Source organism: Roseovarius atlanticus (assembly GCF_019802205.1).
In the GTDB taxonomy this organism is placed as follows: domain Bacteria; phylum Pseudomonadota; class Alphaproteobacteria; order Rhodobacterales; family Rhodobacteraceae; genus Roseovarius; species Roseovarius atlanticus_A.
On record NZ_JAHVHQ010000003.1, the window covers coordinates 1,142,852 to 1,165,282 of the forward strand.

The window sequence follows — 22,431 nt, forward strand, 5'->3', positions numbered from 1 at the left end:
GACTCGCTTCTGCATTGGTCCATGTTTATAAACCGCGCAACGACGATTTGAAATAGCCGGGCACCGAAGAGAGACGGCCCGGCCCACCGGGCACAGAAAGGTTTGGAATGTCAAAAGATATCCTGATCGTGGGAGCCGGCGAGTTCGCGGATATCGCCTATGAGTATTTCACCGTCGACAGCGACTACACGGTTGTCGGGTTCGCGGTGGAACGCGAGTACCTTGACGAAACCGTCAAGTTCGACCTTCCCGTGGTCCCGCTCGAAGACGCCCCGTCGCATTTCGATCCGGCCAGGACCGACGCCCATGTGGCGGTGACCTCGACCAAGCTCAACCGGATCCGCGCCCGCCTGATCGAGGCGACCAAGGCGCACGGATACCTCCTTGCCAATTTCATCAGCCCGCGCGCGATGGTCTGGCGCACCGCCGAACTGGGCGAGAACGTCTTTATCTTCGAGAACAACGTGGTGCAGCATGGCGTGACGATCGAGGACGGCTGCGTGCTGTGGTCGGGCAACCATATCGGGCACCAGTCCCGCATCCGTCAAAACTGCTTCCTGTCCTCGCATGTCGTGGTTTCGGGCTATTGCGACATTGGCGCGCGCAGCTTTCTGGGCGTGAACGCGGCGCTGGCCGACAACGTCCACCTGGCCGAGGATTGCCTTGTCGGCATGGCCGCCGCCGTCACCAAGAGCTTTGACACACCGGGCCTGATCCTGAACGGCAATCCGGCCGAGGCCGCCAAGGTGTCCTCCTACCGCTACTACCGGATCAAGCCCTGATATGGCTTGGTTGAAACAGGGGCATATCTTCAGCCCCGACGGAACCCTCGACTGGGCGCAGCATTCCTTCATGACGCCATGCCCGTGGCTGCGCGACGAGCAGACGATACGCATTTTCGGAGGGATGCGCGACGCACACGGCATCAGCCGCATCGGCTGGGTCGATGTCGCGGCCGACGATCCGACCCGGGTCAAGGCCAGCTCCACGGCCCCCGTGCTGGATCTCGGCGCACCGGGCATGTTCGACGACAACGGCCTTATCCTGGGCGACGTGATCGAGATCGCGCCGGACGAGTTGCGGCTGTATTACGTGGGCTTCCAGCTGGTGGAAAAGGCGAAATTCCTGGCCTTCACCGGCCTCGCCATCAGTCGGGATCGCGGCGACAGCTTTCAGCGGGTGAGTACCACCCCGGTGCTCGACCGCTGCCCCGAGGGACCGTTCATAGGCGCGCTGCATTCCATCGCCCGCCTGCCGGATGGCCGCTTTCGCGCGTGGATCTCCCGTGGCGACGGGTGGGAGGAGATCGGCGGGCGGCTCTATCCCCGCTACGATTGCTGGACGCTGACCAGCCCTGACGGTGTCACCTTCGACAACGCGGCCGCGCAGCGCATCATCACGCCCTCGGGCGACGAATACCGCATCGGCCGCCCCCGCGCGACCCGGCTGGAGGACGGCACATGGGAACTGCGCGCGACCTCCGACACCCGCGCCAAGCAATATGCGGCCTTCCGCTTCACCTCGCCGGACGGTGTGGAATTCACCCGCACGGACGATGTCGAACTGCCACTGGGATCGCCCGGAAGCTGGGACAGCGACATGACCTGCTATCCCGCGCATATCAGGGCGCCGGATGGGGCACAGTACCTGTTCTACAACGGCAACGACATGGGGCGCACAGGGGTCGGCCTGGCAAAGTGGCAGGCGACATGAGCGGCGACATCGAAATCAAGCGCTACACGCCCGATCTTTCCGTTGCGTGGAACGACTTCGTAGCCGCCGCGACGAACGGCACGTTCCTGCATGACCGCCGCTTCATGGACTACCATTCCGACCGTTTCGACGATCATTCCCTGATCTTCGAAAGCGACGGCAAGATCATCGCCTGCCTGCCCGCGAACCGGGTGGACGACACGCTGCAATCCCATGGCGGCCTGACCTTCGGCGGCCTGCTGGTCAAGCCCGCGACCTCGGCCGCACAGGTGGTTCAGATCTTCGCCAGCCTGCGCGACGATCTTCTCAGGCAGGGGATCGGGGCGCTGAATTATAAGCCCGTGCCGCATATATTCCACGCGCAGCCGGCCGAGGCCGATATCTATGCGCTGTGCAACGCCGGTGCCCGGCAGGTCCGCACCGACCTGAGCGCGGCCATTCCCCTGCGCCGCAAGCTGTCATTCAGCAGCGGCCGCAAATACGGGGCCAAGAAGGCCGCCAAGGCGGGGCTGACAACCTCCGAGACCACCGATTTCGCCGCCTTCTGGGATATCCTGGGCGAGGTGCTTGATCAGCGCCACGACGCACGGCCAACCCATTCGCTGGACGAGATCACGCGCCTCAACGCGGCGTTTCCCAAGCGAATCCGCCTTTTTGCGGCCTTCGAGGGCGCGCGCATGCTGGCCGGTGTCGTCCTCTTCGATTTCGGGCGCACCGTGCACTGCCAGTACATGGCCTCGTCCGGGGATGGGCGCGACCTCGGCGCGCTGGACCTGGTGGTGCAGTCCCTTGTCAACGAAACCTTCGCGGACCGCGACTGGTTCAGCTTCGGCATCTCGACCACGGCCGAAGGCCGCGAGCTCAATGTAGGGCTGTCCCGACAGAAGGAGATGTTCGGCGCGCGCAGCCTCGCTATTCCGCAGTATCGGTGGGATCTCGGCTGAGGCGCGGGATCAGGCGTCAGGCCGCGGCCATGCGCTTCTTGCGCCGCCGGGTCTCGGACACGCCGCGCGAAATGACCTGCAGCGGGTGACGGCCAAAATACGGTGCCAGACCCGCCCAGCCTTTCTCGACAAAGGCGGCGCGCACCTCTCCGTCGGCCACGCGGTCGGCCAGGAGTTTTGAAATCTCGTGATCGGGGCCAAGCCCGAAGGTCTCTGCGTCAGCCACGCGTTGACGATAGACGCAGGTGTTGCTTTCGATCTCGCGCAGTCGCTGCGCCCGGTAGCTTTCTGCGGTGAACCGCTGAGGTTTCGTGTTGGTCAGCCCCGATCCCGTCCGGTATGCCAGCAACGCCTCGTCGATAAAATGCGCCCGGCCTTCCAGAGCGGCCCGAAACCCGAGAATCAGGTCCTCGTAGGTATTGTCGAACATCATCGGCCCGTACTTGCGATACAGCGACCGATGCCACGCGCAGGTGGCGCCAAGGTACAGCGACAGCGATTTCGCGGCGGCCAACGGGTCGGTGGTCGAATAGAACGTCGCCTTGCGATACAGCGCCGGGGCAGGGGCCCCGTCCAGCGTGGTCACATCCGCGTGCGAGAACACCAATAGCGGGTCGTGCGCCGCGAATGCCTCGAGGATCCGCCGGTTGCGGTGCGGGTAATAGAGGTCGTCGCCGGCGGCGGCGATGATGATGTCCTCCCGGCACATCTCGAGACATTTCTTGAGATGCTCGTTGACGCCCAGGTTGGTCTCGTTGCGGTTCAGAACGACCTCGTGCGGCCCGTCATACCTGTCGACCACCTCTTTCATGCGCAGGAACGTATCATCGCGCGAGGCGTCGTCCGACAGAACGATCTGCATCGGCGCGCAGTCCTGCTGCAGCGCGGATTGCACCGTTTCGGCGACGTGGTCCTGCTGTTGGTAGGTCAAGAGAAGGCATGTGGCCTTCGGCGGCGTTGGCATCGGTCGGCCCGGGCTCAGGTTGGGAAAGTCACCTCGAACCGCGTAGCAGATGACATCCCTCCCATCAACGCCCTGCGCCCCGGTTCGTGCAATTGCCGCCGCGCGACCCGGCGCATGGACCTGTCCGCCCGCCGCCGCGCCCGGCTCAGATCAGCGCGTCGATCATCGCGCGGGTCGAGGCGAGACACTCCGCCGGGGTCATGCGCGTGGGTTGCAGGTGCAGGTTCTGCCAGAACCCGTCGGTCAGCGTGTCGATCCACTGCGCCACCCGGTGCACCTCTTCCTCGGGCGCGTCGGTCATCAGCGCGGCGCAGGCTTCGCGGATCGCCGCCACGCGGTCGCGGTCGAACTCGCGGCAGACTTCGGCATATTGCGGCACGAATGTCTGCTCTCCCCAGAACGCGAACCAGAGCGAGAGCGATTCCGCCGAGCACACATCTTCCGAGAAATCCGCCGTGATCAGCGCCATCAGGCGGTCCATGGGGTCCGGACCCGCCTGTGCCAGCGCGGCGCGCCACGTGTCGTCGTAGAACTCGTAATGCGCCCGCAGGGTCTCGACCAGCAGGCCGTTCTTGGACTTGAAGTAAAACACCGCAACCCCCTGCGACAGGCCGGCCTCCGCCGCCACGGTGGCCAGCGTCGTCCTGGCCAGCCCGTGCTCGATGATCGAGCGCCGCGTCGCCTCCAGCAATTGCCGCCGGCGCTTGTTCGCGTTCGCCTTGCGCTCCTTGCGTGGCTTTTCGGTGCTTTTCGTGATGTCTTGCGTCAATCCCGTTCCTCCGCAGGGTGGTGCCGTTTTTTCCATACCGGCACGGCAATGTCATTCTAATTGTTTTTGTTTGAGCGCTCAAAAAAACTTTACGCCAAATCGGCCCTTCGCTATGACTGTTGCCAAGGCTCGGGAAAACGGCGCATGACCTGGAACACACATGACGCGATCCTAGCCCGGGGCGGGCCAACGGCCCGACCGCGCCCCCGCCCGGGGCGTTCTGACGACTTAGGAGAGCACGACATGACAACGCTTCCCCGCACCATGACCAACGGCACCTCGCCGGACCTGCTGAACGAATGGGACCGCAATCACCAGATCCACCCCTGGGCGGCCATGGATGCCTGGCAGGAGAGCGACTATCACCCGATCGAAAGCGCCGAGGGCATCTACCTGTGGGATGCCGACGGCAAGCGCTATATCGACGGGCCGGGCGGCATGTGGTGCGTCAATATCGGCTATGGCCGCAAGGACATGGCGGCGGCCATCGCCGAACAGGTGGTGCGGCTGCCCTATACCTCGCCCTGGACCACGACCACCGATCCCTCGACGATCCTCGCCAAGAAGATCGCCGATCTGGCGCCCGGTGACCTCAATAACGTGTTCTTCACCACCGGCGGCTCCACCGCCGTCGACACCGCCCTGCGCACGATGCATTTCATGAACAATGCCCTGGGCCGGCCCGACAAGAAGATCGTGATCGCCCGCGAAAAGGGCTATCACGGCTCGACCTACCTGGCCTCGACCGTGACCGGCAAGGAACGCGACAAGAGCCGCTTCGACGTCGAGAAACGCCTGGTCCGCTTTCTGCCCGACGTGAACCCCTACACCCGCCCCGACGGCATGAGCGCCGAGGACTGGTGCGACGCCAAGGTCGCGGATCTGGAAGACATGATCGCCGAGGTCGGCGCCGACAGGATCGGTGCCTTCATCGCCGAACCGATCCTGTGTTCCGGTGGCGTGATCATCCCGCCGGAAGGCTATCACCAGCGCACGCTCGAGATCTGCCGCAAGCACGACATCCTCTATATCTCCGACGAGGTCGTCACCGCCTTCGGCCGGCTGGGCCACTGGTTCGCGTCCCAAGACGTGTTCGGCATCACCCCCGACATCATCACCTGCGCCAAGGGGCTGACCTCGGGCTATTTGCCGCTCGGCGCCTGCATCATCTCGGACCGCGTGATGGAACGGATGACCGGACCGGACGAGAACGTCCTGTTTTCCAACGGTTACACCTATTCGGCGCATCCGGTCTGCTGTGTCGCGGCGCTGAAGAATATCGAGATCATGGAAGAAGAGCGCATCCTGGAACATGCCCGCGCGATCACGCCGAAATTCCAGGCCCGCCTGCGGGCGCTGGAGAGGTTCCCCATCGTCGGCGACCTGCGCGGCATGGGCCTTCTAGGCTGTATCGAGGGGCGGCCCGACACGCCCGGCACGTCGCTCGCGGCCGAGCGCAAGCTGGGCGCGCTGCTGGACGAGGCCTGCGAAAAGCGCGGCCTCCTGGTGCGGCCCCTGATCAACATGGCGGTCTTCTCGCCCCCGCTGATCATCACCGAGGCGCAGGTGGACGAGATGTTCGACCTGCTCGAGGACGCGCTGGAAGACGTGACCGGGCAGATGGCTTCGGACTGACGCGCTGCCCGATGGCTGGCACGCTTATTATTTGAGCGCTCAAATAAACGTTGTGTCAGCCGGCTTTCCCCCGTAGCCTTTGCAGCCAGAGGCCTGCCGCATCCGTGCCGGACGGGCCGGTACAACAAGAAACAGGGAGAAATGGATGATCACGTCACGATTGAAGATTGCCGCGCTCGCCGGAGCTGCCGCGCTGATGACATCGACGGCCATGGCGCAGGATCCCGAGCTGACGGTGTTCGACTGGGCCGGCTACGAGGACCCCGAATTCTACACCGCCTATACCGAGGCACATGGCGCGCCGCCCACCTTCGCCTTCTTCGGCGACGAGGAGGAGGCGTTCCAGAAACTGCGCTCGGGTTTCAAGGCCGATGCCGCGCACCCCTGTTCGCAGTCGGTGCCGAAATGGATGGAGGCGGGCTTGCTGGAACCGCTCGATACCTCGCGCATCGACCGCTGGGATGACCTCAACGAGGAATTCCGCGAGATCGAGGCCTACAAGAAGGACGGCGAATACTATTTCGTCCCGATGGACTGGGGCAACACGGCGCTGACCTACAACACCGACAAGCTGACCGAGGAGCAGGTCAGTTCGCTGCAGATCTTCGCCGACCCGTCGATGATGGGCAAGGTGTCGATCGGCGACAGCGTGGATGACGCCTATGCGCTCGGCTTCCTGGCCACGGGCGTGCAGGACTGGACCACCGCCACCGACGAGGATTTCCAGAACGCCTCCGACTTCCTGCGCAAGGTGCACCAGAATGTGCTGTCCTACTGGGACAGCTCGTCGTCGCTGGCGCAGCTGATGCAGTCGGGCCAGGTCGAACTGGCCTGGGCGTGGAACGAAACCTCGGCCACCATGAGCGGCGAGGGCCATCCCATCGCGATGAAACGCGACACCGAGGAAGGCGCGTCAAGCTGGGTCTGCGGCTACGTCAAGCTGAAGGATGGCGAAGGCTCCGACGACAAGTTCTACGATTTCATCAACGCCTGGCTGGAACCGAAAACGGCCGATTACATCGTCAACGCCTGGGGCTACGGCCATTCCAACGCCACGCAGATGGCGGAGATGGACCAGGAGATGCTCAAGTCGGTCGGGCTCGACAGCAACGAGTCCCTGCGGGAAAACACCCTCTGGCAGGCGCCTCCGGGATCGGAAATGCGCGAGAAGATGATCGCGGAATTCGAGAACATCAAGGCCGGGTTCTGACCCCGACCCCTCTCCGAAACAAGACCGCCGCAGCCTACCGGGTGCGGCGGCTTTCGTTTTGGGGGCAAGGCGTCCGGGTCAGCCGGGCTTCTGCGCCAGCAGGTGATGCGGGCAATGCTCGCCGGTTTCCAGGACCTTGATCATCGCACCCCATGTCTCGATGGACGACGCGATCAGGTCCGCGCCATGCGCCTTTTCCCAGTCGGGCCGCTTCGGGCCGGAAAAACCGGCCAGTTCCTCCCGCGCCAGCGAAAGATACCACCGATTGCGGTTTGTCAGCGCGATGTTGCGAAACCCCGCATCCGCCAGCGCCTTTTCGTACCGCGCCGGAGAGGCCATGGCGAAATCCAGATCCTCCATCGCAATATAGGCCGCCATCTCGGGCGAGGGGGCGTCGTCATGGGACATCAGCCAGTCAGAGGCGGCGAACCAGCCGCCAGGCTTCAGGATGCGGAAGACGTCGGCGGCCAGCGTTTCCTTGTCCGGAATGTGGATGATCGAATCCTTGGAAAACACCACGTCGAAACTCGCGTCGTCAAAGGGCAGTGGGCCGGGGTCGACCAGCTCTATCGCGATCCGGTCGCTCAGCCCCGCCGCCTCGACCCGACGCCGCGCCGCCGCGCAGACGGGCGCTTCGACGTCGATTCCGGTGACATGCGCCGCGCCATGATCACGCACCAGCGCAATGGAGATGGCCCCCGATCCGCTGCCAATATCCAGCATCCGCGCGCCCGCGACCGGCGCGTGCTCGACCACGCGCGCCACTTCCTCCGGCCCGCCGGGGGACAGATATCCCTCGCCCCAAAGCGCCTCCAGCAGCGCGATGTGGCGGTCGTCGTAATTCAGGTCGCTCATGTCCGGGCCTCGTGTTGCCGCAGCGTGGTCTGGTAGGCGTCGATGAAGCGCGCGAGATAGCCCTCCATCGGCACCAGCGGGCCGGGCACGTAATGCTGCGATGCCACGCCGCGCGCGTTGTCCTCGACGATGCGCTTGTCGGCCTTCGTGGTCACGTCCCACAGCCATGTCAGGCGACCCAGATCATAGTCGCGGCCCTCCCGCGCGTCGGCATGGACCATCCAGATGATCTCCTGCGCGCAGGTGTCCGCGTCGATGGGCAGAAACCGATACAGCACCGCGTGATCGCAATAGAGCAGCATCGGGTTGAGAAACCCCACGTAGACATCCGACGCGCCGCCGTCATGGCCGCCGATCTGCCCCAGCAGGGGCGCCAGCGGCCTGCCATCCTCGCTTCCGGTCAGGAACCCGTCGTATAGGGCATAGCGGCTATAGGCAAAATCGACGCCGGGCGCGGGCGCGTGCTTGCCGACACGGTCGATGAAATCCACGGGCACGTTGCAGGCCGCCGAGCGTGCCGCCATCGCGTCGTTCAGCGGGGTGATGCGCTCGTCGGACAGATGCGTGACATGGCTGCGCGAGAATTCCGGATGCGCCGGGGTGCAGTGGTAACACTCGTTGTAATTTTCCAGCAGCAGCTTCCAGTTGGCCGCGACCGGATAGGTCTCGCGATGCGCGATCCTGGTGTTGGCCAGGTCGAACGGCGCCAGGCAGGGCGTCAGCGCCTTCCGCATCGGTGCGAAATCCGGCGGATCGTCGGCCAGCGAGATATAGATCAGCCCCTCCAGTATCTCGACCGCGACCGGGAAAAGCCCCAGCGCGTCCCTGTCGTGATGCTCTTCCAGCATCCGCGCGCTGAACAGGCTGCCATCCAGGTTGAAGACCCAAGCGTGATAGGGGCAGGTCAGACGTCGCACGTTCCCCCGCGGCTCGATGCACAGGCGCGAGCCGCGGTGCCGGCAGACATTGGCGAACCCCCGCACGTCGCCGGCGTGGTCCCGGCACAGGATCACGCTGTCCTTCAGGATGTCGCACAGAAAATAGTCGCCGGGGTCCGGTAGTTCCGAGACATGCCCCGCCAGCATCCACTCGCGCCCGAATATCGCGCGGCGGTCCGCCTCGAACACGGCAGGCGAGGTATAGAACGCCTGCGCCATCGCGTGGCCGTCTCGCTGCGCGTCGATCAGGTCGGTCACGCGCATGGCTTCAGTCCCCGAAGACGACGATCGATTCCGCCCCCCAGCCGACCGTGACCGGGCTGCCGGGCGGCACCACCGACCGGCCCGCGGTGTTGCGCATCGAGATGCTCAGCGGCGCGTCCCGGCCGGGCAGGCGCACCTTGTAATAGGTCATGTCGCCGTAATACTCGGTATCGACCACCTCGCCCTCGACCTTGTTCTGCGACCAGTCGTTCTGGTCGAACAGCACCGTCAGCATCTCGGGCCGCACGCCGACGGTGCCGATGCTGTCGGGGCCGATGTCGTCGCCCAGGCTGGCGCGCGGCAGCTCGATCTTGCCAAGGGCGTCGATATCCAGCGTCAGGTGGGTGCCGGTCTCTTCCGTCACCTTGGCAGACAGGAAGTTCATCACCCCGATGAAGGACGCCAACCGCTTGTTGACCGGGCGCCGGTACAGGCCCTCGGGCGTGTCCAGCTGTTCAATCTGCCCCTCGAACATCACCGCGATCCGGTCGGACATGATCAGCGCTTCCTCCTGGTCGTGGGTCACCAGGATGAAGGTGATCCCGATCGAGCGTTGCAGGCTGCGCAGCTCGACCTGCATCTGGTCGCGCAGCTTCTTGTCCAGCGCCGACAAGGGCTCGTCCAGCAGGATCACCTTTGGCTTCATCACCAGCGCGCGCGCCAGCGCCACGCGTTGCCGCTGACCGCCCGACAGCTCGTGCGCCTTGCGCTTGCCATAGCCTTCCATGTCCACCAGCGACAGCACTTCGGCCACCTCCCGGGCGATGTCCTTTTTCGGCATCTTCCGGGTCTTCAGGCCATAGCCCACGTTTTCCTCCACGTTCAGGTGGGGGAAGATCGCGTAGCTCTGGAACACCATGTTGGTGGGCCGGTCGTTGGCCGGAATGCCCTCCATGTTCTTGCCGTCGATGGCGATGGTGCCGCTGGTGGTGGGCTCGAACCCCGCGATGGTGCGCAACAAGGTCGTCTTGCCGCAGCCCGACGGGCCGAGCAGGGAAAAGAACTCGCCCTCGCGGATATCGGCGGTGATGCCGTGCAGCGCCGTGAAGCTGCCGAATTTCTTGACCACGTCGCGGATCTCGATCATCGGCGTCCTGTCGTCTTGCATGTCACTCGTTCCGCTCATGGTTCAAACCCCGGCCAGCGTGGTGTCGACACCCTGCCGGCTGGCACTGCGCCGGCGCAGCGCCTCGGCGGCGATCAGCAGCAGGACCGAGACCGCCAGCAGGATCGTGCCCAGCGCCATGACCGACGGCAGCTTGGCGGGAAAGCGCAGCTGGCTCCAGATATAGACCGGCAGGGTCACGTCGGTTCCGGTCAGGAAGAAGGCGATGATGAACTCGTCGAGGCTGATGGTGAAGGTGATCAGCAGGCTGGAGATCACGCCCGGCAGCACAAGCGGCAGCGTCACGCGCCGGAACGTGCCCCAGCGCGACTCGCCCAGGTCGAACGAGGCTTCCTCCAGCTCGCGGTCCAGCCCCCGGAAGGCCGAGCTGAGGATGGCGATGGAAAAGGGCGTGCAGATCAGCACATGCCCCGCCACCACCGTCCACAGCGACAGCGGCATCCCCAACTGGTTCAGCATCACCAAGAGCGCCACCGCCACGATGATCTCGGGCAGCACCAGCGGCAGCATGATCAGCCCGACGATCCCGGTCTTGCCGGGAAAGGCGAACCGCGCCGAGGCGCGCGCGGCGAAGGCGCCCAGAAGCGTGCTCAGAACCGCCGTGGTCAGCCCCACGATCATCGAATTGCCCAGCGCGGTGTGCAACGTGTCGGTATGCCACAAACCCACGAACCACTCGGTGGTGAAGCCGGACAGGGGGAAGGCGATGATCGTCGAGGTGTTGAACGCGAAAAGCGGCAGCAGGATGACCGGCGCATAGAGAAAGATCATGTAGACCACGGCGTAGATCGTCAGCCACTTGACCGAGAGCCATTTCATCGTACGCGTCCTCCGAGTTTCTTGCCGGCAAAGAAGATGCCCGCGCTGATCAGCCCGATCACCACCATCGCCGACACTGCCAGCGCCGCCCCCAGCGGCGCGTTGTTGGCCTTGCCGAACTGGATCTGGATCATGTTCGAGATCATCAGCCCGTCGGTGCCGCCCACCAGCCGCGGCGTGATGAAATCGCCCACCGTCGGGATCAGCACGATCAGGGTCGAAGCCACGATGCCGGGCATCGCCAGCGGCAGCGTCACGCGGAAAAACCGCCGCACCGGCCCGTCGCCAAGGTCTGTCGCGGCCTCCAGCAGCGAGCGGTCGATCTTCTCCAGGGCCACGAAGATGGGCAGGATCGCGAAGGGCGCCCAGGCATGGGCCAGCGTGATCACCACCGCGTTCAGGTTGTAAAGAAGGAACGTCAGCGGCTCTTCGATGAACCCCAGGCCCATCAGGGTGGTGTTGAAGACGCCGTTATAGCCCAGGATCACCTTCCACAGGAACACCCGCAGCAGGTAGCTTGTCCAGAACGGCACCGTGATCAGGAACAGCCACAGCGCCTTGCGCTTCCTGACGTGAAACGACAGGTAATAGGCGATGGGAAAGGCCAAGAGCACCGTCACCACAGTCACGATCAGCGAGATCTTCAGCGAGCGCCACATCAGCACCTGGTAGAGCGGCTGCGTCCACGCTTCGCGGTAATTGTCCAGCGTCAGCGTCGTGTCGATCGTCAGGTAATCCTGCGTCCAGAAGCTGAAGGTGACCACCATCAACAACGGCGCGGCCAGCATCACCAGCACATAGCCGAATGTCGGGCTGATCAGCTTGAGGCCCTGTCCCGCCTCGCGGTCAAAGCGCCATGCCATCAGGGTGCGCCTCTGCCGGAGACGGGTCCGGTACTCATTCGGCGGCGACTTTCTGCGCCAGCAACTCGGCGTTGCGCGCGGCCACCGTGCCCTTGGGCGGCTCGTCCTCGTTCAGCACCGGGAACAGCTCGCGCAGGCAGTCGTGATAGCTGCGCACGGTGTTTTCCAGGTCCGACAGGATCACCCCGTCATAGCCGCTGGAAAACGCCGCTTCCCAGGACCAGCGCACCAGTTCCTCGTCCTCTTCCGAGGTCAGCCTGTCGATCCGGCTGCTGAGATAGCGCGACAGCCGCATCCGGCGGTCTTCGGTGCCCAGCCTGTAGGTCGTTCCGCGCTGCATGGTCTTGCCATACTCCACCGGGAATTCCTGGTAGAATTTGACACAATCGGGATAAATGCCAAGCACGCAATTCGGGAAGATGCCGATATAGAGCCAGGCCCTGGCATGGCTCTCGTCCAGCTTGGGCGGCGCCTGCAAAATGGACGTGTAGGCCCGCACGCTCCACAGGCGGTGGTTCGCCTCGCGGAACTCGGAATAGGAGCGCGACGCGCCGTCCTCGAAATCCTCGTCATAATAGTTGGACCCGAAAAGGTCCTGCAGGCCGGGATGGGCCATGGGCACGTGATAGCCTTCGTTGTCCACATCGCGGATGCATTTCCAGTTCACCTCCGCCACGTCGGCATAGAACCCTTCGCCCGAGGGCATCAGCCCTTCAAGGTCGTACTGGTCGATCTCGGCATCGAACCGCGACAGCACCTCTGATATCGCGGGTTGCGGGCCGGGGCGGAACCGCACGAAGACGAACCCCCGCCACAGGTCCAGCTCGATCGCCTTCAAGCCAAAGGCGACGGGATCCAGCTCGGGCAGGGTGTCGGGCTGCGCCGCCCCGCGCAACGTGCCGTCAAGGTTGTAGACCCAGCCGTGGAAGGGGCAGATGATCGCGTTCTTGCAATTGCCCTGTTCCCCGGCCACCACTCGCGATCCGCGATGCCGGCACAGGTTGTGAAAGGCCCGCAGCTCGCCATCCTTGCCCCGGATCACCAGCGCGCGTTCCCCCACGCAGTCCAGCGTGACGAAATCGCCGGCCTCCGGCAGGTCGTTGGCATGGCAGACAAGCTGCCAATGCGACCGGAACAACAGGTCCTTTTCCATCTCCAGCATCTCGGTGTTGAAGTAACTCCAGGCGGGCAGTCCCTTGCGGTCATGGTCGTTGGGCAGGTCTATGGCCTGTGTGGCAGGGGGGGTCATGGGTAACTCCAGGTTGGTCGCTGCGCACACCTTATCAAGTTTTATTGAGCGCTCAAATAAATTAATTCCAAGCCTGCCGAGAGCCCTGGCTTTCCCGTGGGCCTGCTGCTGGTTTCCACACTGCCGGGCCGGTCGCGTCATAAGAATGGCCGAATTCCTGCAGCTCGCGTGTCGTCGAGCGCCCTCGAAGCCGCGAGCGCTCCGTGGCGGTCCGCCGGCCCGCGCGCCATGCAATCGGGCGCTCAACCGGGGGCGGTCCAATCCCGAAACGGGACGATTCGGGCAAAATGTGGCGCGATCGTTTCCGGTTCGGAACAAAAGGCCTGAAACGATGCCGATTGACGCAGGGTCAGCCAACAGCTGAATTTCACCGCCATCCAACTCCCGCCACATTCAAAACGATTTTGATTTTGAGGCGATCCGGAAACAATACACAGCTTCAGGTTGCAGGGCGGCAAAATGGCAGGGCACAACCCTCATGTTTTTTTGGCTCCATGCCGGGGCGGCCCCGAACGCGCCCGGAAACAATCGCCAGATTTGCAGCTTTGTAGCTGCCATAATCCACGCATTTAAAAGGCAATTTCGTAAACTGCATCGACAGTTTTCTGACAAATTTCACTTTGTGTGATCCGGGCGATCCCGTACAACGAGTTCAGCCCAACTGGGGGGCGATGTCTGTAGGTCACGGGGGCGACCGCACGAGACGCACCATCTTTCCGGTGCGTGGAAGATGCGATCGTCGGGTTGCTTTGGCGGCTGGCCGAGAGCGAATGGACGCGGCGTGCGAACGTCGCGCCATTCCCGCGATATTGTGGGTCTTTCCCTCCTGAAATGAGGTTCGTGCAGGTTGCCCCCTGACCGTCACATCGTCGGCAGTGGGTCTTGGTTATTGGTCTGGCGAACCGCCGATGCGGGGCGCCGAATGGAGAAAACGATGGTGACTTCTGTTCCCACACATGGGCCCGGCCCGGTCAGTCTGAAAATGCCCGTGCACGAGGGCAGGGCGGTCGGCACCGGACCGAACGCTTCTCCGACCTCGTTTGCACACGTCGCCGGCACTGGTGGCACTTTCCTCAACTTCGGCGCTCGCGCCACCTCGGGAGTATGATTTCATGACCTTTTCAAGCGGCGGAACGATTTCAGGGCGCCTGTTCTCGGACAGCAATGGCGACAACACGGAAAACAACGGCACCGGCGGCTACGACACCGGCCTGGAGGGCTTGCGGGTCGAACTCTACAAGGTCGATTCCTACGGCAACAAGTACTTCCTGGGATACACGCACACCGACGCGTCGGGCGCCTACGAGTTCACCGGCCTGCACACGTATCACAGCAAGTCCTACGTGGTGAAGTTCCCCACCGAGGTGAAGGGCGAGCCGCTGGTCAAGCAGAATGTCGGCGCCGAGAACGAGGACAGCGACGCCAGTCAGTACTCCGGGTTCTCCGATCCGATCGCGGTGCCCTACTATTCCGGCGGCGACAAGAGCGCGCTCAACGTGGATGCCGGCTATACCTCCGACGCCCCGGCCGATGGCGCCGTCGACGGCGAGGATTTCGGCGAGGACATGGCCCTCGGCTATGACGACTCCAACGCGCCCACCGACCAGGGCGGCGACAAGATCACCAACGATGCGGACCTGATCTTCGGCAATGGCGGCGACGACACGATCGACGGCGCAGGCGGCGACGACACCATTTACGGTGACAGCGGTGACGCCGGAACATTCGAAGGCCCGCGCGAAAGCTTCAACTGGGACCTGGTCTCGAGCCACCAGGCCGACAACACCGTCACCCAGAATACCGGCAGCGTGGACGTCACCTACACCCGGATCCTCGATACCGGGTACCACGAAAGCGACGTCGACAATCACACCAACCTGAACACCGCCGGCATCGACACGGGCGGCGAGGCGATCGACACCAACAGCTCGCTCTATTCGGAAACCTCCGGCAAGGGCAACACGGGCGCGTTCCGCTGGGAGTTTTCCAAGCCGGTCGGCGACCTGGAGTTCAACATCAACGATCTGGACGGCGACGGGCTTGTCACCGTCACCGCCTATGACGCCGACAACAACCCGATCGAAGTCGTCCTGCAGGGCGGCAAGGATGTCGTCATCAACGGCAACGAGGCCGATGCCAACGGCCCGTACCAGAATCAGAACGATCCCGACACGACCGTCCAGGTCACCATTCCCGGCCCGGTATCGCGGGTCGAGGTCACGCACACGCAGAATGGCCATGACAATTCGGGCATTCACATCACCGACATGTATTTCGACACCGGCTTCGATCCCGACCAGGATGGCGAGGGCGGCAATGATGTGATCACCGGCGGCGCGGGCGCGGACGTCATCTACGGCGAGGGCGGCAACGACACGTTCGTGGTCTCCACGTCCTCCGATGGCGACGGCGACACCATCGTCGGCGGCAACGGCCCGGACGACACGCTGGACAACGACACGCTGGACCTGCGCGGCACCGGCAAGGTCACGATCACGGATGCGGCGGATGCCTCTGATGACGGCGCCCGCGCCGGCACCGTGACATTCGCCGACGGTTCGACCCTGGAATTCAGCCAGATCGAGACCATCCTCACCGATCCCCAGAACGAGGCGCCGACCGCGGTCGACGACACCGTTCCGGTGAACGAGGACGAGACCGTCACCTTCAACCCGACCGCCAACGACACCGACCCGGACGACGACACGCTGACCGTGGACAGCATCGGCACGCCGGCCAACGGCACGCTGACCGACAATGGCGACGGCACCTTCACCTACACGCCGAACGAGAACTTCAACGGCACCGACAGCGTCAGCTACACGGTCACCGATCCCTCGGGCGAAACCTCGACCGCGACGATCACGTTCAACGTCGCCCCGGTCAACGACGCGCCCGACGCGGTCAACGACACGGCCACCACGGACGAGGAAACCACCGTCACGATCACGCCGCTGGACAACGACACCGACGTGGACGGCGACACGCTGCGGATCACGGCGGCCACGGTCCCGTCCGACCAGGGCACGCTGACCTTCACCGACACCGAGATCCAGTTCACGCCGGCCGATGACTTCTTCGGCGAGGCGACGATCAGCTACTCGATCACCGACGACAATGGCGGCACCGACACCGCCGAGATCTCGGTCACGGTGAACAACGTCAACGACGCGCCCGAAGCGGTGGACGACACCGTCTCGACGCTGGAAGACGAATCCGTCACCTTCGACCCGGCGGCCAATGATACCGATCCCGATGGCGATACGCTGACCGTGACCTCGGTCACCGTCACCGATCCCACCCTGGGCAGCGCGGTCGTGAATGGCGACGGCACGGTCACCTTCACCCCGGCCACCGACTATAATGGCCCGGTCGAGCTGACCTACACGGTCGAAGACCCCGACGGCCTGTCGGACACCGGCACCGTTCTGGTCAACGTGGGCCAGGTGCAGGACGCGCCCGAAGCGGCCGACGACACCGCCACCACGGCCGAGGACACGGCGATCGTTCTGACGCCGCTGGACAACGACACCGATCCCGATGGCGACACGCTCACCATCACCGGCGCCAACGTCCCGTCCGACCAGGGCACGGTGACCTTCACCGACACCACCGTCACCTTCACCCCCGCCGAGAACTTCAACGGCGAGGCGACGATCAGCTACACCATCACCGACGGCAATGGCGGCACCGACAGCGCCGAGATCGACGTGACCGTGACGCCGATCAACGACGACCCGGTCGCGGTGGACGATATCGAGAACACGCTCGAGGACACGCCGATCACCTTCAACCCGGCGGCCAACGACACCGATGTCGACGGCGATCCGCTGGTGGTGTCCGCGGTCGACCCGATCGACCCGGCGCTTGGCGAGGTGGTCCTGAACGGCGACGGCACCGTCACCTTCACGCCGGCCGAGAACTATAACGGCCCGGTCGAGTTCACCTATACCGTCAGCGACGGGCAGGGCGGCACCGACACCGGCACCGCACTGGTCAACGTGGGCCCGGTCAACGACGCACCTGTCGCCGAGAACGACGATGGCGGCTCCACGCCGCAGGGCACGGCCGTCACCGTCACGCCGCTGACCAATGACAGCGATCCCGATGGCGACCCGATCCGCATCATCAACGCCAGCGTTCCGTCCAGCCAGGGCACCGTGACCTATACCGACGACACGGTCACCTTCACCCCGGCACCGGCCTTCGTGGGCGAGGCGACGATCACCTACACGATTTCCGACGGCAACGGGCTGACCGACACCGCTCAGATCTCGGTCGAGGTGACCGACGTGATCGGCCCGGTCGACGGCAAGGACACCGGCGAGGTGATGACCCCCGGCTACAGCGATGCCGAGGGCGACCAGATCGACGGCGCCGACGGTGACAACGACACGATCTTCGGCAATGGCGGCGACGACAAGATCGACGCCGGCGAAGGCGACGACACGGTCGATGGCGGCACCGGCGACGATCGGATCACCGGCGCAAACGGCGACGACAGCGTCGATGGCGGCGACGGCTCCGACACCCTTGCGGGTGGCGACGGCACCGACACGCTGAACGGCGGCCAGGGCGATGACGACATCGCCGTGGGCGGCGACGACCAGGCCTCCGGCGGCACCGGCGACGACGAGTTCACCGTCGACGGCACCGATCCGGCCACGGATATCGACGTCACCATCGACGGCGGCTCGGACGGCACCGACGGCAACCCCGACGGCCCGGAAAACGGTGACGCGGGCGACATCCTGAACCTCGGCGACCGCACCGAGGACCTGACCGTCATCTTGGAAGACGCCGATCCCGAGAACGGCACGGTCAACGGCCTTGATGCCGACGACACGCCCGACATCACCTTCCAGGAGATCGAGCGCATCATCACCGGCAGCGGCGACGACACCATCGACGCCAAGGATGCCGACGGCCCGATCGACGTGGAAACCGGCGAAGGCGACGACAGTGTCGACGGCGGCAATGGCGACGACAGGATCGACACCGGCTACGGCAACGACACGGTCATTTCCGGCGACGGAAGCGATACGGTCGAAAGCAGCGGTGGCGACAACTATATCGACACTTCCAAGAACAGCGCCCTGCCGCTGCCCGATGACGGCTTCCCGTCCTACGGCCCGTTCCCGGCCGTGCCCTCGGATGCCGACCCGGACGACGACCGTGACCTGGTCAATACCGGCCGTGGCAACGACACCATCTATACCGGCGACGATGACGACACGATCAACGCCGGTGCGGGTGACAACTATGTCGACGGCGGCATCGACGACGACGTGATCACCTCGCTCTGGGGCAACGATACCATCGTCGGCGGCGAAGGCGACGACACGATCTCGTCCGGCGCGGGCGACGACCTCATCTATGGCGGTCTCGACCCCAACGTCGTGCCCTTCGACCAGGTCAACATCCCGAACGCCCCCGATGGCGGCACCTTCGGCCCCGACCCGGACGAAAGCAACGGCCGCGACTGGATCGACGCCGGCGCGGGCAACGACACGGTCTACGGCCAGGACGATGACGACACCATCTACGGTGGCGGCGGCAGCGACCTGCTCGATGGCGGTATCGACAACGACCTGATCTACGGCGGCAACGGCCGCGACACCATCTATGGCGGCCAGGGTGCCGACACGATGTATGGCGAGGCCGGCTCGGACGAGTTCCACTTCGACGAGCGCGAACATGCCTTCGGCGACGAGATCGACGGCGGCACCGAGGACGGCGACGACGACCCGACGACCGACAACGAGAACGACCAGCTCGACCTGCGCGGTCTCGGCCGGTTCGAGATCGTCCAAAGCGACGGCGTCACCCCGCTGGACCTGACCACGCCGAACGATCCGGACGGCAACAGCTTCACCGGCCAGGTCAACTTCCTCGATGCCGACGGCAATGTCGAAGGCACGCTGAAGTTCACCGAGATCGAGGACGTCATTCCCTGCTTCACGCCGGGCACGGTCATCGCCACGCCGAAAGGCGAGCGCCGGGTCGAAGAGCTGCGCGAGGGCGACAAGGTCATCACCCGCGACAACGGCCTGCAGGAAATCCGTTGGGTGGGCCGCCGCGATCTGTCGGGGCAGGAGCTGGCCCATGCGCCGCACCTGCAGCCGGTCCTGATCCGCGCGGGTTCGCTGGGCCACGGCCTGCCGGAACGCGACATGATGGTCTCGCCGCAGCACCGCCTGCTGATCAACAACGACAAGTCGGCGCTCTACTTCGAGGACCGCGAGGTCCTGGCGGCCGCCAAGCACCTCACCGGCATGGAAGGTGTGTCCTCGGTCGAGGCCAGCTCGGTCAGCTACATCCACTTCATGTTCGACCAGCACGAGGTGGTGCTGTCCAACGGTGCCTGGACCGAAAGCTTCCAGCCCGGCGACACGGTGCTCGACGCGATGGGCGACGCCCAGCGCAAGGAAATCTTCGAGCTCTTCCCGGAACTCTCCGAGGCAGAGGGCCTGAAGGCCTACACCGCCGCGCGCCGGTCGCTGAAACGGCACGAAGCCCGGCTTCTGGTCAAGTAACAGCTTTGCAGCCGACCGGCCCTTTATGGGGCCGGTCACATGGAATCGGTTAAGGGGGCTGACTCGAGTTCCAATGAACAATCCCGGCCATTGGTCGGGATTGTTTCGTTTTTGAGATCAAGTAATTGACGTCCGCATAAATTATTACCGCATTATGCACAGTATGAAGGATTTCACTCGAATTCTCCTTGAAGCAGAGGTACATAATGTCTCAATCTTGACTCAAATTAGACGGTATTGCGGCGCATCTCGGGGGAGGTCCGTCCGCTCCTTCAGGAGGCCACTGCCATGGCGACGATTCCCGGCACTTCCGGCAACGACACGTTGCAGGGCACCAACGATCCTGACACGATCACCGGCGGGGGCGGCAACGACCGCATTTCCGGCGAAGGCGGCAGCGATTGCATCGACGGCGGGTCCGGCGATGACGTGCTCTTCGGCGATGCGGGCGAAGGCACCGCGCTCGGCTCCGACGCCTCGCCGCTGGTGCTCGATATCGACAACCTCGTCTCCGACAGCTCGTCGGGCAACAACTGCGCCCAGGTCGGCGATGTCGCGGTCTACAGCAACGTGGCCACCCTCGAGGACGGCACCCCGATTTCCGCCCGCCTGATCCTGACCGCCAAGTCCGACAAGGACCTTGCCGTGGACCTGTCCGGCGGCGCGGGGTTCGAGATTCTTCTGAACGGCGACTTCGACGCGCATGACGTGGGCGAAACCGCCTCGTTCCGGCTGGAGTTCTTCGACCCGGCCACCGGCCAGAACGTCGCGCTGAACTCCGTCGCCACTTGGAACGACATCGACCGCAACAGCCCCGGCGACCAGGAATCCGTGACCATCGACGCCGGCAGCTTCACGGATTTCTCGACCTCGGGCGACACGTCCTTGAACGTCACCACCTCGGGCGGCGTGGTCAATGCCGCGGGGACGGAAACCAACGACCCGTCCGACCAGGACGCGTGGTTCTCGGCCTCGTTCGAGAACCGCGAATTCATCGAGTTCACCCTGGAAACCCGCACCGGCCAGTCCGGCTTTTCCCTGTCGGGCGATCTTATCGACGACCCCGTCGTCACGCCCTTCGTCGAGGGCAACGACACCATCTTCGGCGGCACCGGCAATGACCAGATCTTCGGGCAGGGCGGCAATGACAGCCTGTCCGGCGGCGAGGGCGACGACACGATCGAGGGCGGCTCGGGCAACGACACGATCGACGGCGGCGCCGGCAATGACCGGATCGACGCGGGCGACGGCTGCGACTACGTCGAGGGCGGCGCGGGCAACGACACGATCTTCGGCGGCGGCGACAATGACAACCTGAATGGCGGTGCCGACCGCGACACCTTGATCATCAACCAGCTGGGCACGTCGGGCGTCAACAACACCACCGTGAACGGTGGCTCGACCGGCGACGATTACGACACGCTCGACATCAGGCCGCTTCTGGATGACGGCTGGACCGTGACGCATTTCGTCAAGAATCCCGAAACGAACGGCAATCCGGGCTTCAACGGCCAGATCCAGCTTCAACGCGGGCACGAGACGGCCAATATCAACTATACGGATATCGAAGAGCTGATCGTCTGCTTCACGCCGGGCGCACAGATCGCCACGCCGCGGGGCACCCGCGCGGTCGAGACGCTGCGCCCCGGCGACCACGTCTTCACCCGCGACAACGGCATCCGCGAGATCCGCTGGGTGGGCCGTCGCGACCTTGGCACGGCAGACCTGGCCGCGATGCCCAAGTTCCAGCCCATCCTGATCCGCAAGGGCGCGCTCGGCGCCGACATGCCCGACCGCGACATGCTTGTCAGCCCGAACCACCGGATGCTACTGGCCAACGAACTGGCCGAGGTCATGTTCGGCGAACGCGAGGTGCTGGTCGCGGCCAAGCACCTGACCGGGCTCGACGGTGTCGACCGTGCGGTCACCGACAGGGTCAGCTACATTCACCTGATGTTCGACCATCACGAGGTGATCCTGGCCGACGGGGCCTGGTCCGAAAGCTTCCAGCCCGGCGATTACTCGATGCGCGGCGTGGGGCAGGAAAGCCGTGACGAGATCCTCACGCTCTTCCCCGAGCTTGCCACGCAGGCGGGGTTGGCGGGCTACCACTCCGCCCGCCTGTCGCTCAAGGCGCACGAGGCGAAGCTGCTGGTGGACCAGGCACTGCGCTAGCACCTGGCCGCACCGCGCATCTGCGCGCGACCTCAACGGTTGGCGCGTCCCGCGCGCCTTGCGTGCCCACTGCGCCTAACGCCCTTTGCGTGCACATTGCGCATAGCGTCCTGCGTTTTTAATGCCCCTTGCGCGTCGCGCGCAATTAGCATGTTGCACGCGCCTTGCGCATCCCGCGCGCGTCTGGTGCACAGCGCGTCTTGCACGGGTCACGTATAGCGCGCGCCTTGCACGTCACGTGTTGCGGCCGCCTCGTGCGTCGCGTGTCGCGTCCGCTTCGTGTTGTGCGCTTTGCGCGTGCCGTTCGCCTTGTTGCGCGTCCCGTTCGCCCTGGGTGTTGCTTGCGCCTTGCGTGTTTCGCTCTCCTCGTA

At 64.5% G+C, this 22,431-nt stretch carries 15 protein-coding genes; 7 read left to right on the plus strand and 8 right to left on the minus strand.

Translation table 11 applies throughout. The annotated features are described in order from the left end of the window. The first annotated feature begins 107 nt into the window (after nt 1-107). The 3 genes from KUV49_RS11510 to KUV49_RS11520 are packed head-to-tail and all read left to right on the plus strand — an operon-like array spanning nt 108 to nt 2,657. On the plus strand, nt 108-782 hold the full coding sequence (locus KUV49_RS11510; protein WP_222450069.1) for an acetyltransferase: 675 nt from the start codon (nt 108-110) through the stop codon (nt 780-782). Between the two features lies 1 nt (nt 783). After that, nucleotides 784-1,713: a hypothetical protein gene (locus KUV49_RS11515; RefSeq protein ID WP_222450070.1), complete on the plus strand. Its 930-nt coding sequence runs from the start codon at nt 784-786 to the stop codon at nt 1,711-1,713. Beyond that, nucleotides 1,710-2,657 carry a GNAT family N-acetyltransferase gene (locus tag KUV49_RS11520; RefSeq protein WP_222450071.1) on the plus strand — a complete coding sequence of 316 codons (948 nt, stop codon included), beginning with the start codon at nt 1,710-1,712 and terminating at the stop codon, nt 2,655-2,657. The genes KUV49_RS11515 and KUV49_RS11520 overlap by 4 nt, the downstream gene beginning before the upstream one ends. Before the next feature lie 16 nt (nt 2,658-2,673). On the opposite strand, the gene KUV49_RS11525 is transcribed toward KUV49_RS11520, so the two are convergent. Beyond that, nucleotides 2,674-3,588, minus strand: a complete 915-nt coding sequence (locus KUV49_RS11525) for a glycosyltransferase (protein ID WP_222450072.1) — start codon at nt 3,586-3,588, stop codon at nt 2,674-2,676. A gap of 178 nt (nt 3,589-3,766) precedes the next feature. Continuing rightward, nucleotides 3,767-4,390: a TetR family transcriptional regulator C-terminal domain-containing protein gene (locus KUV49_RS11530; RefSeq protein ID WP_261391173.1), complete on the minus strand. Its 624-nt coding sequence runs from the start codon at nt 4,388-4,390 to the stop codon at nt 3,767-3,769. A 243-nt stretch (nt 4,391-4,633) separates the two neighbouring features. Between KUV49_RS11530 and KUV49_RS11535 the strand changes: the two genes are divergently transcribed. Beyond that, on the plus strand, nt 4,634-6,025 hold the full coding sequence (locus KUV49_RS11535) for an aminotransferase (protein WP_261391174.1): 1,392 nt from the start codon (nt 4,634-4,636) through the stop codon (nt 6,023-6,025). 145 nt (nt 6,026-6,170) lie between these two features. Further along, the gene (locus KUV49_RS11540; protein WP_261391175.1) at nt 6,171-7,235 is read left to right on the plus strand and encodes an extracellular solute-binding protein; all 1,065 of its coding nucleotides are present in this window, start codon (nt 6,171-6,173) and stop codon (nt 7,233-7,235) included. A 78-nt stretch (nt 7,236-7,313) separates the two neighbouring features. On the opposite strand, the gene KUV49_RS11545 is transcribed toward KUV49_RS11540, so the two are convergent. Genes KUV49_RS11545 through KUV49_RS11570 form a run of 6 tightly spaced genes read right to left on the minus strand, consistent with a single transcriptional unit; the run spans nt 7,314 to nt 13,349 of the window. Continuing rightward, entirely contained in the window at nt 7,314-8,090 is a 777-nt protein-coding gene (locus tag KUV49_RS11545; RefSeq protein ID WP_222450074.1) for a methyltransferase domain-containing protein, read from the minus strand. After that, the gene (locus KUV49_RS11550; RefSeq protein ID WP_222450075.1) at nt 8,087-9,292 is read right to left on the minus strand and encodes an aromatic ring-hydroxylating oxygenase subunit alpha; all 1,206 of its coding nucleotides are present in this window, start codon (nt 9,290-9,292) and stop codon (nt 8,087-8,089) included. The genes KUV49_RS11545 and KUV49_RS11550 overlap by 4 nt, the downstream gene beginning before the upstream one ends. A gap of 4 nt (nt 9,293-9,296) precedes the next feature. Further along, nucleotides 9,297-10,400, minus strand: a complete 1,104-nt coding sequence (locus KUV49_RS11555) for an ABC transporter ATP-binding protein (RefSeq protein ID WP_261391176.1) — start codon at nt 10,398-10,400, stop codon at nt 9,297-9,299. Between the two features lie 21 nt (nt 10,401-10,421). Then, nucleotides 10,422-11,237 (minus strand): ABC transporter permease, encoded by an 816-nt coding sequence (locus tag KUV49_RS11560; RefSeq protein WP_222450076.1) that lies wholly within the window; start codon nt 11,235-11,237, stop codon nt 10,422-10,424. After that, on the minus strand, nt 11,234-12,100 hold the full coding sequence (locus KUV49_RS11565; RefSeq protein ID WP_152492282.1) for an ABC transporter permease: 867 nt from the start codon (nt 12,098-12,100) through the stop codon (nt 11,234-11,236). Before KUV49_RS11565 ends, KUV49_RS11560 begins: the two co-directional genes overlap by 4 nt. Before the next feature lie 34 nt (nt 12,101-12,134). Continuing rightward, complete coding sequence (locus tag KUV49_RS11570) at nt 12,135-13,349, minus strand: aromatic ring-hydroxylating oxygenase subunit alpha (RefSeq protein WP_222450077.1); 1,215 nt, start codon at nt 13,347-13,349, stop codon at nt 12,135-12,137. Nucleotides 13,350-14,461: 1,112 nt separating this feature from the next. Here KUV49_RS11570 and KUV49_RS11575 point away from each other — a divergent pair. Together KUV49_RS11575 and KUV49_RS11580 are read left to right on the plus strand one after the other, a co-directional pair. Next, complete coding sequence (locus tag KUV49_RS11575) at nt 14,462-19,885, plus strand: tandem-95 repeat protein (protein ID WP_222450078.1); 5,424 nt, start codon at nt 14,462-14,464, stop codon at nt 19,883-19,885. A gap of 288 nt (nt 19,886-20,173) precedes the next feature. Further along, nucleotides 20,174-22,060 (plus strand): Hint domain-containing protein, encoded by a 1,887-nt coding sequence (locus KUV49_RS11580; RefSeq protein WP_222450079.1) that lies wholly within the window; start codon nt 20,174-20,176, stop codon nt 22,058-22,060. Nucleotides 22,061-22,431: the final 371 nt, after the last annotated feature.